The following is a 14,265-nucleotide window of genomic DNA, read 5'->3' on the forward strand; positions in this document are numbered from 1 at the left end:
CCTACTCCTTACGCATCGCCCCTGTTTTCCGACGTTCCTTTTCCTCGTCCCAGCGCTCCAGGACGACGGGCAACTCCTTTTTCCAGAAAGCGTAGAAGTCCCGCATCTCTTCGAGGCCCTCCCTGGCCTCCCGGCTACCGGGGTCGAGGAGTCGCAGACCGCGCTCGGCCATCTCCTGGAACACCCCGATCAAGGCCATCTGCTGCCGCGTAGTCTCCTGCCAGGCGTCAGACTCCATGCGGAAGTAGTCCCGCCGCTCCCCGGGCCGACTCAACCGCCGTACCATCCCCATCTGCACGAGCGTACGCGTCGCCTGGCTGATAGAGCCCCGACTCGCCCTCAACTCGTTCGCCAACTCCCCGGCGGACCGCTCGGGCGGCTCCGCGGTCAACAATACCCCCAACACCCGCCCCAACATCCGCGATCCCCCGGCCCGCTCGAAGAGAAGACCGAAATCCTCCGCGTAATGCAAGCGCTCCTCGTCCACCTCCTCATCGTACTACTTTCATAAGTTTCAGTCAATACTGAAACAAGCACGGCGCTGCGCGCCTCTCAGCACGCTCCGGCTTCGCCTGCGCTTTCGGCACGCATCGGCCTGCTACGAGCAGTCCTCGCTTTCAGCCTGTCAGCTTCTTGCCTCGCAAGGCCAGACCGGGCGGCGCAAAGCGTGGCGGTTCGGGTGTAGCGGGGCGTTATGTCCAAAGACGACTGGCTGAAAGCCTCCGTAGGAGGCGTGCTGAGAGCGAGGGCCGCAAGGCCCGAAGCGCGCTGAGAGCGGAGCCCTTAGGGCGTAGCGGGCTGACGAGCTGCCCGTAGGGCGGCGTGCTTACCCGCCGAACAGGCGGGACCAGAAGCCGCGGTTCTTCAGGGCGTTGAGTTCGGCTTCGAGGCGGACCCGGTCCTCGGAGAGGGCGGATTTCTCTTCGGTGAGTTTGGTGTGTTGTTCGACCAGGCGGCTGCGGTCCTCTTCCAATCTTTGCTTCTCTTCTTCGAGGGTCGAGATGGTCTTTTCCTGGAGTTCGCGTTGGAACTCGACGAGGTTGAGGCGTTCGATCTCGGACCAGAGGCGGTCTATCTCCATGCGGGCCGCGTCGCGTTCCTGGCGGACCTCGTCGATCCGGCGGGTACGTTCTTCGAGGCGGGTCTTGTAGTCCTGTCCCTGCTGCAGCAGGCGTTCGTAGCGCTCGAAGGGTACGGCGGGCAGGCGGGAGTTCGTGGGAGGGTCCTCTCCGATGACTTCGCCCTCGAAGATCTCCTCTTCGGCCGCCTCCGCCTCCAACTCGCGCGCGAGGTTCAGGACCTCGCCCAGAGAGAGACCGAGATCCCCGTTCTCCCCGCGCCCGGCCCTGAGACGTCCCTCCTGCACGAAGCGCCGGACCCTCTCCGGGGTCACGTCCAGCACCGCCGCCGCCCCGTTAAGCCCGATGCGCTCCTCTTCCATGCGGGGCATTTTACTTGAGAATGAGGCGTCAGGCATCAGGCCACAGGCTTCAGATTTTTGCCTCGATAAGCGATCCTCACACCGTAACAACTTGGCAGGTTGCTGGCCGCGGCATCACCCTGCAGAGCTTTCCCCGACACCTGAAACCTGTGGCCTGATGCCTACTCTTCAGGCCTTTACCACCTCGCCGTTCTGCACTTCGACCGGGATCTCTGGCAGCGGGGTCTGGGCAGGGCCGGAGACTACCTCGGCGCCGTTGGCCGGGTCGAAGACCGAGCCGTGGCACGGGCAGGCAAGCTGGGCGTTCTTGTAGGCGACGGTGCAGCCCGCGTGGGTGCAGATGGCGGAGTAGGCCACGAAGTTTCCGTCGTCCAGGTGGATCAGCACGGCGTCCTTGCCCCCGTCCTTGAACTTCACGGCGCTCCCCGGCGCGACCTCGGACTCCTGCGCGATGGCGGACCCGCCGGACGTGGCACCCGCCATGGTGGTCTCGCCCGACATCATCGTCGTCTCCCCCGAAGCGGGGCCGGAAGCCGCCGGGGTGCTCGCCCCGCCACCGGAGCCGCCACCGGAGCCGCTACCCGATCCTCCGGAGCTTCCACCGCCGCCGCAGGCCGCCAGGGAGGCGGAGGCTGCCCCGACGCCGAGGGCAGCGGAGAGACGGATGAACGTTTCGCGCGAGATCTTCCCCAAAGCATCCTCCTTTTTGCGGACAGACACTCGGATATACGTGACCGGCACGGCTTTGGTTCTATCCGGGCGCGTCGGCCCTTGAGATAAAGTTATCATAGAGGACCGCGGCCAGGATGCCACCGATTATGGGACCGATTATGTAGATCAGGGCCAGGTCCCAGTTGTTCCAGGCCACGATTATCGGGCCGAGGGCGCGGGCCGGGTTGACGGCCGCCCCGGTCGTCGGGCCGCCTATGAAGATGGCGGCGGCGAGCGCGAACCCGACCGCTATCGGCGCCACGCCGGCCGGCGCCCTCTCGTCGGTGGCGACCGAGATGACCACGAACACGAGGATGAAAGTTATGAAGATCTCGACGAGCACGGCCTGCAAGAAGCCGACGCCGGGCCCGGTCGCGGGGGAGGCGAGGCCGACCTGGTTGCGGGCCTCGGCCCCGAACGTGATCCAGGTCGCGACGGCGGCCAGGATGGCCCCCAATAGCTGCGCCCCTATGTAGGCCGGCACGAAGTTCCAGGGAAACTTCCTGGTAACGGCGAGGCCTAGGGTTATCGCCGGGTTCAGATGTGCCCCCGAGACGTGCCCGAGGGCGGCGACCAGGGCGACCAGCACGAGGCCGAAGGCGAGTGGTATGGCGAGCGAGTCGTAGGGCAGGCCCGTTATCGGCCGCTCGAGGACGGTCGCCACGACAACGGCGGTGCCGGTGTAGACCAGGATAAAGGTGCCGATAAGCTCCGCCACGGCGGCGGGCAACACGTTAGAGCCGATCTGGCTCCCGTAGAGGCCGGTGCCCGACCCGGAACCCGAACGCTCCCTGGCGCTTCTCCTCTGCACGCCTCCCCGCCCCGCCCCGCCGGAACCGCGGCCAGAGGTCGGCGTGGCCTGCCGCTCGCCCAGGAACGGCTCGTCGAGCAGGCCCTCGTCGCGGTCGTAACCCCGGTCGCGGCGGGAGCCGCCCTCGCGTGGGGGAAGATCCCAGTTCAGGTCGTCTTCCCTTCCACCCCTATCCGACATTCGTGTCTCCCCTCTGCTGCCATGAGGCGCTGATCGTTGTATGACGCGATGATTCCGGCTTTCCTACCCGCCCTGCCGTATTTGTATGTGTCGTCCTTATCCCGCGCCCCCCGCGGCGCATATGTAAGATGGGAACGACATCGGAGCTGGAGAGGAGATCTGCCCTTGAACGGCATGGTGTGGGTGCGCGTCCTGGTTGGCGCCGTGTGGCTGAACGGCGGGATCGAGAAACTGCTGAACCCGGATTTCCCCCGACAATTCGCCGATAGCCTGGCGGCCGGCGGCTTCGTCTCCCAGGCGCCCCCGTTTTTCCGCGGGTTCATGCAGGGCACGGTGGTCCCGAACGCCGAGCTCTTCGCGCAGATAGTGCGGGCCGGCGAGCTCACGCTCGGCATCGCGTTGCTGCTCGGTTTTCTTACCAACCTCGCGGCCGTTGGCAGCATCGTTTTGAGCTCCATGATCCTGCTCTCCGCGGGCGGCGTGCGGCTCGGGACGGGCCTCGGGGCCCCCGAGTTCATCACCATAAACGTGCTGGTGGCCCTGATTTCGCTGGTCATCATCTTCAGCCCCGCCGCCAAACGCCTCTCCGTGGACGCGGGCCTCGCCCGCCGAAGCCCCGGCCTCTCGCCCCTGCTGGTCAACCGCAGAGAACGGACCTGAGCTTGCGCCTCTCCCGTCCGCGGCATATATTCCCGACCATGCTCTGACGCGCAAACCCGCTTCCAGCAAGGCCTCCCCCGGGCGGCGCCCGCCGACACACCCGCCGAACGAGGAGGCCCCGAGCATGAACTTTCCACCCATCCCCGAAGACTTCGTCCGCACCCAGACCTCGCTCCACGGCGACGCGGGCGCCGCCTGGCTGGACCGCCTGCCGGCCCTCACCGGAGAGTTCGAGGAACGCTGGTCCCTGTCCGTAGGCCCCCCGTTCCCGAACCTCTCCTACAACTGGGTGGCGCCCGCGCTCCGCGAGGGCGGCACGCCCGCAGTCCTGAAACTCTCATTCCCCGGGGAGAAGGAGTTCGGGACCGAGGCCGCGGCGCTGGAGGTCTTCGCCGGCGGGGGCATCTGCCGCCTGCTGGAGTTGGACCTAGACAGGGGAGCGATGCTTCTGGAACGCCTCGAACCGGGGACGCCGCTCACCGCCCTCCGAAGCGACGAAGAGGCAACCGCCACGGCCGCGGGCGTGATGAAGAAGCTCTGGCGCCCCGCCCCGGCCGGCCACGCGTTCCCAACGGTCGCGGACTGGGCCAGGGGCTTCGACCGTCTGAGACGGCGTTTCGGCGGCGGCACGGGGCCGATGCAGGCCCGGCTCGTCGAGGAGGCCGAGTCTCTCTTCGCCGACCTCCTCGCCTCGCAGGGCGAGCCGCTCCTGCTCCACGGCGACCTACACCAGGAGAACATCCTGAAAGCGGGCCGCGAACCGTGGCTCGCCATAGACCCTAAAGGCGTGGTCGGCGAAGCGGCCTACGACACCGCGGCACTCCTCCACAACCCGGCACAAGCGCTCGACACGCCAGACCCGAAGAAGCTCCTCGAACGGCGCCTCGAGGTGCTATCGGGAGAACTCGGCCTCGACCGCGCCCGCATCCGGGCATGGGGCCTGGCCCAGGCCGTCCTCGCCGGATACTGGACCCTGGAAGACGGCGGAAGCGTGTGGGACGAGGCGTTGGTTTTCGCCCGGTTGCTCGAAGAGATCGAGGATTAGAGCGGTTTGTGGAGGTATCGAGCCCATCGCGAAAAGGCTCTCGGATTCTAAGGCTTTGAGGTCCTCGGGTTCTCGGGGGTGGAGGATCGGGGCTTCTATGGGGTTTCGTGGCGCGCCCCTCGAGACCTCGGTGCCTCGAGGCCTCACGGCCGACGAGGGTCCGTCCTTACGCAAACCGCTGTAGGGACCGTCTTTATTCCGCGGGCCGTCGGTCCGCCGGGCAGGTTCGAAACCCGCCCCTACGAGGGTGTGGGGTGTTTGCGGGTGTTCGGCGGCTTGCAACGGTCGAGACCCCGCGATACGGTGCCCGTGGTTTACACACGGTCGAGGAGAACGCTTGAGCGAACACGACAACAACCCGCCGGTCTCTACCGGGCGGGGCGACGACGGGACCACCACCCTGCTCGGCTCGGGCAGGATGGGCAAGAACGACCCACGGATAGTCGTGCTCGGCGACGTGGACGAGGCAAGCTCTTTTCTGGGCCTGGCCCGCGCCGAGGCGGAAGGGGAACTTGCGGAGCTCCTGATCGAGTTGCAGCGGCTCCTCTACCGGGTCATGGGCGACGTCGCCATGCCCAAAGAGGACGATCTCGTCGGAGAGGCCGATCTGGATCTCGTGGACCGGGCGCTCGAGGATTGGCGGAACCGGACCGAGATCCCCAGAGAGTTCGTCATTCCCGGCGAGAGCCGGCTCGGGGCGCTGCTCGACGTCGCCCGCTCCGTCGTGCGCCGCGCGGAGCGGAGCCTCGTCGCCGCCGGCTACGGACAGGGACACCCCTACGCCGTCAGGGTAGTCAACCGGCTCTCCGACCTGCTCTTCGTCGTCGCGCGCAACGCGGACGGCGGCAAGACCCTGTCGAAAGGATGAAATAGCCCGGAACTCGACGCTCACCTTTAGCGGCGTGCATGGGGTATGAACCTGGAGTTGGCAAGGTCTTGAGGTTTTGAGGCATCGAGGTCTCGAGGGGCGCGCCACGAAACCAAGAGAAAGTCCCGGCCCTCCACCCCTAAAAGCCTCCAGAACCTGAAAGCCTAAAAACCTCCCTACCTCGTGGCCCGTTCGCGACGGGCCCCATCCTTCCGCAAACCGCTGTAATATGTCGTCCATCTGACGAAGAACGAGAGGGGGAACGGTGGCGGTTGACTTCGGGGTGTTCGTGCCGCAGGGCTGGCGGATGGACCTCGTTGGGATAGAAGATCCCTACGAGCAGTACGAGGCGATGACGCGGGTGGCGAAGGTCGCGGACGGGACCGGCGCCTACGATTCCATCTGGGTCTACGACCACTTCCACACCGTCCCCGAACCGACCAGGGAGACCACCTTCGAGGCGTGGACCATAAGCGCCGGGTTGGCGCGGGACACAGATAGGGTCAAGATCGGGCAGATGGTCACCTGCAACGGCTACCGCAACCCGGCGCTGCTGGCCAAGATGGCCTCGACGGTCGACGTCATGAGCAACGGGCGGCTGCTCTTCGGGCTCGGGGCCGGCTGGTACGAGCACGAGTGGCTCGCCTACGGCTACGGCTTCCCCGAGGTACCCGTCAGGATGCGCATGTTCAAGGAGGCGTGCGAGATCATCCACCGCATGTTCACCGAAGACGACCTCGTCTTCGACGGCGAGTTCTACAAACTGGACAAACCGATAAACGAGCCAAAAGGCGTGAGCGAACCGCACCCGCCGATCTGGATCGGGGGCGGCGGCGAAAAAGTAACCCTGAAGCTCGTGGCCCGCTACGGCGACGCCTGTAACGTCGGCGGCGATATCGACACCCTCAAACACAAGTTCGAGGTTCTAAAAGGCCACTGCGAGAACGAGAACCGCCCCTACGAAGACATCACCCGCTCCACCTCCATAAACGCCTACCTGCTCGAACCCGGCGAGAACCCCGAAGAAGCGACCAGAGAGGCCCGCGGCCCCAAGAGCTACGACGAGTACAGCCAGGAGTTCATGGTAGGCACCGCAGACGAGATCGTAGAACGCCTCCAGCCGATGGCCGACGCGGGCGTCAACTACTTCATAGCCTACCTGCCCCGCGTCGCCCACGAGCCCGAGATGGTCGAGCGCTTCGCGAAAGAGGTAGTGCCAGCGGTCTCCTAGAAGAGTCAGCCTGTCAGCACTTCAGCTAGTCAGCACTTCAGCTTCTTGCTGACGGGCTGAGAGCGGGGCCTGCGGAGCGGGGCGAAGCGGGGCGATGCGGGCTGACCGGCTGACGGGCTCTACCCGGCCGGCTTCTCCACCCATTCAGGTTCCGGCGTTATGTTCGGCTCCGGCTTGTTGCCCGGTCCGTCGAGGCCCGTGGAGGTGACGGTCATCAGGGGACGGACCTTTATGTCGTGGTCGCAGACGGCCTGGCAGGAGAGGCGGACCTCCCCAAGAAGGTTGCGGCTCTGGAGGACTTCGAGCTCGGCCCGCGTCATCCGGTCGGGTTCGCCTTCGAGGTACTCGATGCGACAGGTGGTGCACTTGGCGTACGCGCCGCAGCGGTGGAGGATGTCGACGCCGGCGTCCTCCTCGATGGCGAGGACCAGCCGCTTGCCCTCCCCGACGTCGAAAGTGCCAGCGCCTTCTACTTCGATCCTGGGCAAAAGAGGTCCTTTCCAGCTTTCAGCCATCAGCCGTCAGCGGTTGGCTTACCGACGCCGCATTGTATCCCAACGCCGATTTCGGCTCTCATCTGGGGAACGCCACGTCTTTGGAGCGGACGACGGACGGTTTTCTGGCTGAAAGCTGAAAGCTGATTGCTGATCGCTCCCCAAATCGTCTAAACTCCCTTCTACGAAAGGGGGCCCGTTTGGACCAGACACCGCCATCCATCAAGGTAGAGAAGCCCTGGGGGAAGTTCGAGCAGTACACGCACAACCTGCCCTCCACGGTCAAGATCATCACGGTCGCCCCCGGCGGCACGCTCTCGCGCCAGTACCACCACCACCGCGACGAGCTGTGGGTGGTCATAGACCCCGGCGCGTGCGTCGAGTTGGACGAGAAGGTCCTCTCGCCGGAGCCCGGTGAGAAGCTCTACATCCCCCGCGGGACGGTCCACAGGCTGTCGGCGGATGGCAAGGAGCCCGTTCGGATACTCGAGGTCTCCTTCGGGGAGTTCGACGAGGAAGACATAGTGCGCCTCGAAGACGTCTACGGCCGCGCGGTTCAGTGATCCCGGGCCGAGACCCGGGTGGGGGCTAGCGGCAGGGGCGGTCCCCGCCGCCCAGGACGCGAAGGGCCGCAGAACCGCCCCCCAAACAGGACGCGCAGGTCCGGAGAAAGCCCGGCCGGGCCCAACCTCCTGACGGTAGTGGCGGCCCTGCTCGTCCTCGCGTTGCTCGTCGTGGTGGCCGTCTTCCTTTGGCGGACCCTGGGTGATGAGGTGCCCGGCTCCAGCGTCGCCGAGGACTCCATAGACTCGGGCCGAGAGCCGAAGGTGGAGATCACCAACGGCCCCGGAAGCGTCACCGTAGAGGGGGCGGAAGGCTCCGAAGCCGTCGAGTACGAGGTAACGCGGTACGCGGTCGCCGGGGACCCGGCGGCGGCCAGGAGCGCGGCGTCCGAGGTCCCCGTCAACGTGGCGCGCGAGGGATCGACGGTGACGCTGGAGACGAACGGCGGCGGCGAGACGGGCGCGGACTACTCGGTTGTGGTCCCGGCCGGCGGCGGCGTCGAGGTGGAGTCCGAAGAGGGTGACGTGGAGGTTTCGGGGGTGGACGGCGCCGTTACGGTGCGGGCGGCATCGGGCGACGTGGCGGTAAGGGACGTCGCCGGGGACATCACGGTCGAGGCCGAGATGGGCGACGTCGTAGTTGGCGGCATCAGGACGGACACGGGCAACGTGGAGCTTGCCGTCGAGTCCGGGGACGTCGCGCTGGAGGACCTGATCGTGGGCACCCTCGAGGCAACGGTGGAGACGGGCGACGTGACCCTCTCGGGGCGCTTCTCGGGCGACGGCCGCGTCTCCGTCGGCACGGGCGACGTGACGGCCCGTCTCCCCTCGGACGACGTCACGGACCTCTCCCTGGAGACCCTGGTCGGCAAAGTCTCGCGCGACACACCCGACGAGAACGCGCGGCCCGAAAACCGGAAGGGCGGCAACGAGTAGTGGACCGTCACCGCGGCAGGTACGGCGGCTCCCCGGAGGACTTCTGGGGGGCGCTGCGGGGCGCCTGGCTCGCCCCGAGGGATTTCTTCGCCGGGCTCGACCCCGACGCCGGGTTCGTCAGGCCGACCCTCTTCGTCTCGATGGTCCTCTACCTCAACCTGGTGCTGGGGGAGGCGTTGCAGGCGGTCTGGGCAGGGGAGTTCAACGTCGGCTTCCTATACGTGCTCTTCTTCGGGCTCGTCGTCTCCCTGGTGCTCGCCCCTTTCCTCATCTCCGGCCTTGCCGTGCTCGTGCAGGTAATCCACGCCGGAGGCCCGTCCCGCCACGGCTTCCGCACCCTGTACCGCCACCTCGCCTACGCGGCCGGCATCGGAATAGTGCTCTGGGTCCCCTTCGGCCCGCTCGTGGCCATCCCCTACGGCGCCTACGTCGCAACCACGGCCGTAAGATCGGCCCTCGACGCCGACTGGCGCCGGGCGGCGGCGGCGGCCCTGATCCCGCTAGGAGCTGTGGTTCTGATCCTGCTCCTGCTAACGGGCCTGGACGAGATCCCCGACCTCCTGACGAACCCACCAGGAAGCTGACGCTTCAGCCCGCTGCGCCCTGCTTCGCAGGACTCCGCTTGTCAGCCCGGCGCTTCGCGCCTCGTCAGCCCGCTCCGGCTTCGCCTGCGCTCTCAGTTTCTTGCCGGGTGAGGCCCGACCGGGTAGCGTTATAAGTGGCGGTTCCAGCGTCGTGAAGAGCAACGTGTACAGACGACTAGCTGACAAGCTGAAAGCGAGGGCCGCAAGGCCCGAAGCGTGCCGAGAGCGGAGCCCTGCGAAGCAGGGCGCAGCGGGCTGACGAGCCGCCGTCAGGCGGCGTGCTGTCTCAGCGCGAGCGCGGTGAGGAGCGCGGAGCCGCGGGGCAGTATCTTCTCGTCGAAGGCGAACTGGGGCGTGTGCAGGCCGGAGACGTCTTCTCCGACGCCGAGCCAGACGAAGGCGCCGGGGATTCTTTGCAGGAAGTATGCGAAGTCTTCTGCGCCCATAGAGGGGTTCGGCAGTTCCAGGACGGAGTCCTCGCCGAAGAGGCCTACGGCCACCTTCAGGGCGTTGGCCGACACGCCCGCGTCGTTTCTGGTGACGGGGTAGGAGAAGCGGTAGTCGAGGGTCGCGTCGCCGCGCATGCCGCGGGAGACCCCCCGGGCGAGGGCTTCTATCCTCTCCGGCATCTTTTGGCGGAGGTCTTCGTTGAGGGTTCGGACGGTGCCGCCAATCCGGGCCTTCTCGGGGATGACGTTGAAGGCGGTTCCGGCCCCGATCTCCCCCACCGTCAGCACCGCGGGCTCGACCGGGTCGACCTCGCGGGACACGACCGTCTGCAGGGCGATGACGACCTGGGCGGCGATCACGACGGCGTCGGCGGAGAGGTGCGGCATCGCGCCGTGTCCGCCCGTGCCCTTGATCTCCATCTCGAAGGCGTCGGCGGCGGCCATGATCGGGCCCGCCTTGGTCGCCACGGTCCCGAACGGCAACCCCGGCCACAGGTGCAACGCGAAGATGGAATCGAGCCCCTCGGCCACGCCCTCCTCGACCATGACCTCTCCCCCGCCCCCGCCCTCCTCGGCGGGCTGGAAGATGAATCGGACGGTCCCATCCAGCCCGTCCCTCATGCCGCAGAGCGCGTGGGCGGCTCCTACGAGCATGCTCGTGTGACCGTCGTGGCCGCAGGCGTGCATCTTGCCCTCGATCTCGGAGGCGAAATCGAGGCCCGTTTCCTCCGTGATGGGGAGCGCGTCCATGTCGGCCCTCAGGCCGACCGTCGGCCCGTCTCCCCCGCCCTTCAGCGTCGCGACTATGCCGTTCTCGGCGACGCCGGTCTCTATATCCAGCGGCAAACCTTCGAGTGCCGCGAGCACCTTCTCCGCCGTTTTCTTCGTGTCGAAGCCGAGTTCGGGTTCGCGGTGGATGTCGCGTCGGAGGGCGGAGATCTTCTCCCCGTACTCCTCTTCTATCTCGGACTGCAGGTTTTGTAGGCTGGCAACGTCCATGAGATCTCCTCTCCCGCTTCGGGTTCGTCCCAACTTACCACAGGGCGCTCAGGCCCCGGGGGACCAGACCGTCGGCACCCGGGGCAACCTTTCCGGGTCGAAACGGGAAAGAAGGTCTTCGATGCCAGGTTTCTCCCCGGGTTCGGCCAGGCCGAGCGTGCGCGCCATCCAGGCCAAGACATCTCCCGGTCCCTCGCCCGCCGCGGCCCGGTCGGCGAGCGTGACGGCGCCGTGGCGTTTGGCGAGGCGCTGGCCGTCCGGGCCGAGCACGAGGGGGACGTGGGCGTAGCGGGGAATGGGCAGGCCGAGCAGTCGGCAGAGCAGGATCTGGCGCGGCGTCGAATCCACCAGGTCCGCGCCCCTGACCACTTCTCCGATACCCTGATCCGCATCGTCCACGATCACGGCGAGCTGGTAGGCGGGCGCCCCGTCGTTGCGACGCACCACGAAGTCGTCCGTCTGTGCTTCCTGGTGCCCGAGAACTCGGTCCCGGAACTCGATACGGTTGCCCTCGGCCCGCACCCGCAGGGCGGGCGGTCGTCCGGCGACCTCCTTTTCGACGCGTTCGGCCCGTGTCAGTTCGCGGCAGGTGCCAGGGTAGCGGTCGGCGTTGGAGATGCCGTGCGGGGCCGACGCTGCGGCCCGGATCTCCTTCCGCGTGCAGTAGCACGGATAGAGCAGGCCTTCGGCATCGAGCCACGCGATGGCATCCTCATACAGCCCCATCCTTTCGGACTGCCGCACAATAGGCCCATCCCAATCCAGTCCCATGGCCCGCAGGTCGTCGAGCTGGGCCTCTTCTATACCGGGCCGTACCCGCGAGTGGTCGATGTCTTCGACGCGTACCAGGAAGCGTGCCCCGGCAAAGCGGGCAAAGAGCCAGGCGAGCAGGGCGGTCCTGAGGTTGCCGACGTGGAGCGGTCCCGTCGGGCTCGGGGCGAAGCGCCCAGCTGCATCGTGCTCTCTGTTTCGGTCGCGCAAAGCGGACCAGAGTCTAGCAAGGCGACGAGAATCAGTAGGCCCTACGCCGGAACAGCCAGAGCGCCAGCAGGAGCGCCGCCGTCGCGGTAACCACGCACACTACGAGGCTGCGAGCGGCCATCATCTCGCCGGAGTAAGGCTGCAGGCCGATCCAGTAATCGTAGAGCCGGAAGTGGTCGAAGGACCGGTACCAGGGAGGGAACTTCATCGGGCCCATCGTGTACAGGCGGTCGCCCCAGACGATCCACTCCACGAGCGCCCTGAGAAGGTCAGGGCCGGCCAGGATCACGAACACGGACGCCACGGTCGCCAGGAGGGTCCGCAAGATGTCGCGGAAGATCACGGACATGATCAGCGCCACCCCGAGGACAAACAGCGACCCCAGGTACGTCAGACCCGTCGAAAGCAGGATCTTCGACACCTGCACGGCTTCTGGCGGATACCCGCGTGCGAAAGCGGTGAGAATGATGCTCCCGCCGCCGATCGCGGCGATGACGAACAGGCAGGTCGCGCACACGGCGTACTTCGTCAGCAACATCCGAGTGCGGCCGACCGGTTTGGAGAGGAGCAGAAAGATCGAACCCCTGCCCACCTCGCCGGCGACCAGCCCTATACCGAACAGGCCGGCCAGCGGCACGATGACCGCGACGTTACGGAAATGGGTGAGATCCCGCAACTGCCACCGGGCTATCTGTTCGACGTACGCGGGATCCTGCATGTTCCGTATCTCGTTGCGCTCGCTGGTCACGAACCGTCTCTGCTCCTGCTCGTCCACCGGACCCAAGATCTTCTCCGGTGACCGCAGATCTCTCTGCATCATGTCGATCTGGGATTGAACGCCCTCCTTTATTGCCTCGTAGGAACTTACGGTCGGTATGAGGATCAGAAACGCGACCACGCCGATCAGGAACTTCCACCGCGCGTCCCGCCACTCTTTAGCGATCACCCTCGTCCTCCACGTACGCGACGAAGATGTCTTCGAGGGTCATTCCGGTCGAATCGACGTCGATGACGGAGTGGGGACGGTCCCGCAAACCCCGCTCGACGGCCTCGACGTCACCCCGTCCCTCGCGCTCGACCTCCTTGACGTCGGGCAGGGTCTGGAGGCTTCGCACTTCTTCTTCGGGGGGCGTGTCGGCGTAGACGACGCGGAAGACGCGGTGCGTCTCGCGCATATCGTCGAGGTCGCCGCTAGCGAGCAGCTTGCCGCCCTTGATGATGCCGACGGTGTCCGCGACGGCCTCTATGTCGGAGAGGAGGTGGGTGGAGAAGAAGACGGTCCGGCCTTCTGCGGCCACGTCGCCGACGAGGACCTTTAGGAAGGCGCGGCGGGCCACGGGGTCGAGGCCCGAGGTCGGCTCGTCGAGTATTAGTAGATCCGGGCTGCCGCCCAGCGCGAGGCAGAGCTGGAGCTGGGCCTTCTGGCCTTTGGAGAGCTTTCGTATCCTGGCGTCCGCGGGGAGGCCGAAGACGCCGATGTAACGGTCTACGAGGTCCTGGTCCCAGGACCGGCTGAGGTCTCGGCAGAGGGCGCAGATTCTTGACACCGTCATCCCCTCGTAGAGGCTGTTGACCTCGCTGGCGAACCCCACCCGCGCCCTGACCTCCAGGCTCTCCTCGACCACGTCGTGGCCGAGCACCTTCGCGCTCCCGCCGTTCGGCTTTCGGAAACCCATCAACGTCTTTATGGTGCTCGTCTTGCCCGCGCCGTTCGGCCCCAGGAAGCCGTACACGGAACCCCGCGGCACCGTCATGCTCAACCCGTCCACGGCCCGCTTGCGCCCGTAGTTCACGACGAGATCTTCTACCTCTATGGCCGCGCCCTCCTCCGGCACCGATGCCACCTCCCCCGCCCGCACGTCCGCCATCACCGTTCCTCCCCTTTCTCCCTCGGAATGCGCTCGAACTCGGAATCAAGGCCTTCCCACAAATCGTCCTCGGTGATGCCTAAAGCCGCCGCGTCGCGCACCAGCACCCGCAAACGCTCGAAGATCGCCTCGCGTTGGCGACCCCGCGCCACCTCAGCCACACCCTCAGCCACGACCGTCCCAACTCCCGGCCTGCTCTCGACGAGCCCCTCCCTCTGGAGCTCGTTGTAGGCCTTGACTATGGTGTTGGGCGCGATCGCCAACTCCTCCGCCAGCCCCCGCACCGTCGGCAACTTCTCGCCGGGACCCAAACCACCCACCTCGACCGCGTGACGCACCTGGGCCGCGAGCTGGACGTAGATCGGAACCCCACTCCGCGGGTCTATGTCGATCCAGACCGCCACCCCAATCACCTCCAATCCCGTGTCAATGTCTTATATTTAT

The 14,265-nt window shown here is 66.5% G+C and carries 17 protein-coding genes; 7 read left to right on the forward strand and 10 right to left on the reverse strand.

The genetic code is table 11. The features are described from left to right. Position 1 precedes the first annotated feature (1 nt). The 4 genes from GBA63_RS21475 to GBA63_RS21490 form a co-directional block, all read right to left on the reverse strand. On the reverse strand, positions 2 to 487 hold the full coding sequence (locus tag GBA63_RS21475) for a GbsR/MarR family transcriptional regulator (protein ID WP_166179498.1): 486 nt from the start codon (positions 485 to 487) through the stop codon (positions 2 to 4). Between the two features lie 339 nt (positions 488 to 826). Next, positions 827 to 1,441 carry a hypothetical protein gene (locus GBA63_RS21480; protein WP_166179500.1) on the reverse strand — a complete coding sequence of 205 codons (615 nt, stop codon included), beginning with the start codon at positions 1,439 to 1,441 and terminating at the stop codon, positions 827 to 829. Positions 1,442 to 1,609: 168 nt separating this feature from the next. Next, positions 1,610 to 2,134, reverse strand: a complete 525-nt coding sequence (locus GBA63_RS23470; RefSeq protein WP_207956975.1) for a QcrA and Rieske domain-containing protein — start codon at positions 2,132 to 2,134, stop codon at positions 1,610 to 1,612. 58 nt (positions 2,135 to 2,192) lie between these two features. After that, positions 2,193 to 3,143, reverse strand: coding sequence for an MIP/aquaporin family protein (locus GBA63_RS21490; RefSeq protein ID WP_207956976.1), 951 nt, complete (start codon positions 3,141 to 3,143; stop codon positions 2,193 to 2,195). 174 nt (positions 3,144 to 3,317) lie between these two features. Between GBA63_RS21490 and GBA63_RS21495 the strand changes: the two genes are divergently transcribed. The 4 genes from GBA63_RS21495 to GBA63_RS21510 all read left to right on the forward strand — a co-directional run bounded on the left by GBA63_RS21495 (position 3,318) and on the right by GBA63_RS21510 (position 6,947). After that, positions 3,318 to 3,803, forward strand: a complete 486-nt coding sequence (locus tag GBA63_RS21495; protein WP_228282640.1) for a TQO small subunit DoxD — start codon at positions 3,318 to 3,320, stop codon at positions 3,801 to 3,803. Between the two features lie 124 nt (positions 3,804 to 3,927). Next, entirely contained in the window at positions 3,928 to 4,848 is a 921-nt protein-coding gene (locus GBA63_RS21500) for an aminoglycoside phosphotransferase family protein (RefSeq protein WP_166179504.1), read from the forward strand. A 337-nt stretch (positions 4,849 to 5,185) separates the two neighbouring features. Beyond that, complete coding sequence (locus tag GBA63_RS21505; protein WP_166179506.1) at positions 5,186 to 5,716, forward strand: cob(I)yrinic acid a,c-diamide adenosyltransferase; 531 nt, start codon at positions 5,186 to 5,188, stop codon at positions 5,714 to 5,716. A 265-nt stretch (positions 5,717 to 5,981) separates the two neighbouring features. Beyond that, positions 5,982 to 6,947 (forward strand): LLM class F420-dependent oxidoreductase, encoded by a 966-nt coding sequence (locus GBA63_RS21510; RefSeq protein ID WP_166179508.1) that lies wholly within the window; start codon positions 5,982 to 5,984, stop codon positions 6,945 to 6,947. Between the two features lie 119 nt (positions 6,948 to 7,066). Here GBA63_RS21510 and GBA63_RS21515 read toward each other — a convergent pair whose 3' ends face one another. Further along, the gene (locus tag GBA63_RS21515; protein ID WP_166179510.1) at positions 7,067 to 7,435 is read right to left on the reverse strand and encodes a 2Fe-2S iron-sulfur cluster-binding protein; all 369 of its coding nucleotides are present in this window, start codon (positions 7,433 to 7,435) and stop codon (positions 7,067 to 7,069) included. A 206-nt stretch (positions 7,436 to 7,641) separates the two neighbouring features. Between GBA63_RS21515 and GBA63_RS21520 the strand changes: the two genes are divergently transcribed. Genes GBA63_RS21520 through GBA63_RS21530 form a run of 3 tightly spaced genes read left to right on the forward strand, consistent with a single transcriptional unit; the run spans position 7,642 to position 9,524 of the window. Next, the gene (locus tag GBA63_RS21520; protein ID WP_166179512.1) at positions 7,642 to 8,004 is read left to right on the forward strand and encodes a phosphomannose isomerase type II C-terminal cupin domain; all 363 of its coding nucleotides are present in this window, start codon (positions 7,642 to 7,644) and stop codon (positions 8,002 to 8,004) included. An 18-nt stretch (positions 8,005 to 8,022) separates the two neighbouring features. Further along, complete coding sequence (locus GBA63_RS21525; RefSeq protein ID WP_166179514.1) at positions 8,023 to 8,940, forward strand: DUF4097 family beta strand repeat-containing protein; 918 nt, start codon at positions 8,023 to 8,025, stop codon at positions 8,938 to 8,940. Then, positions 8,940 to 9,524: a YIP1 family protein gene (locus GBA63_RS21530; RefSeq protein ID WP_166179516.1), complete on the forward strand. Its 585-nt coding sequence runs from the start codon at positions 8,940 to 8,942 to the stop codon at positions 9,522 to 9,524. The genes GBA63_RS21525 and GBA63_RS21530 overlap by 1 nt, the downstream gene beginning before the upstream one ends. A 269-nt stretch (positions 9,525 to 9,793) precedes the next feature. Here the strand turns inward: GBA63_RS21530 and GBA63_RS21535 are convergent, their stop codons facing one another. Genes GBA63_RS21535 through GBA63_RS21555 form a run of 5 tightly spaced genes read right to left on the reverse strand, consistent with a single transcriptional unit; the run spans position 9,794 to position 14,225 of the window. Continuing rightward, positions 9,794 to 10,972, reverse strand: a complete 1,179-nt coding sequence (locus tag GBA63_RS21535; RefSeq protein ID WP_166179517.1) for a M20 metallopeptidase family protein — start codon at positions 10,970 to 10,972, stop codon at positions 9,794 to 9,796. A gap of 48 nt (positions 10,973 to 11,020) precedes the next feature. Continuing rightward, positions 11,021 to 11,953: a tRNA glutamyl-Q(34) synthetase GluQRS gene (gluQRS, locus tag GBA63_RS21540; protein WP_166179519.1), complete on the reverse strand. Its 933-nt coding sequence runs from the start codon at positions 11,951 to 11,953 to the stop codon at positions 11,021 to 11,023. Between the two features lie 31 nt (positions 11,954 to 11,984). Beyond that, positions 11,985 to 12,899 carry an ABC transporter permease gene (locus GBA63_RS21545; protein WP_166179521.1) on the reverse strand — a complete coding sequence of 305 codons (915 nt, stop codon included), beginning with the start codon at positions 12,897 to 12,899 and terminating at the stop codon, positions 11,985 to 11,987. Beyond that, on the reverse strand, positions 12,889 to 13,821 hold the full coding sequence (locus GBA63_RS21550; protein ID WP_166179523.1) for an ABC transporter ATP-binding protein: 933 nt from the start codon (positions 13,819 to 13,821) through the stop codon (positions 12,889 to 12,891). The genes GBA63_RS21545 and GBA63_RS21550 overlap by 11 nt, the downstream gene beginning before the upstream one ends. Continuing rightward, the gene (locus tag GBA63_RS21555; protein ID WP_166179525.1) at positions 13,821 to 14,225 is read right to left on the reverse strand and encodes a GntR family transcriptional regulator; all 405 of its coding nucleotides are present in this window, start codon (positions 14,223 to 14,225) and stop codon (positions 13,821 to 13,823) included. Before GBA63_RS21555 ends, GBA63_RS21550 begins: the two co-directional genes overlap by 1 nt. Positions 14,226 to 14,265: the final 40 nt, after the last annotated feature.

This window comes from Rubrobacter tropicus (assembly GCF_011492945.1).
Classification (GTDB): domain Bacteria; phylum Actinomycetota; class Rubrobacteria; order Rubrobacterales; family Rubrobacteraceae; genus Rubrobacter_D; species Rubrobacter_D tropicus.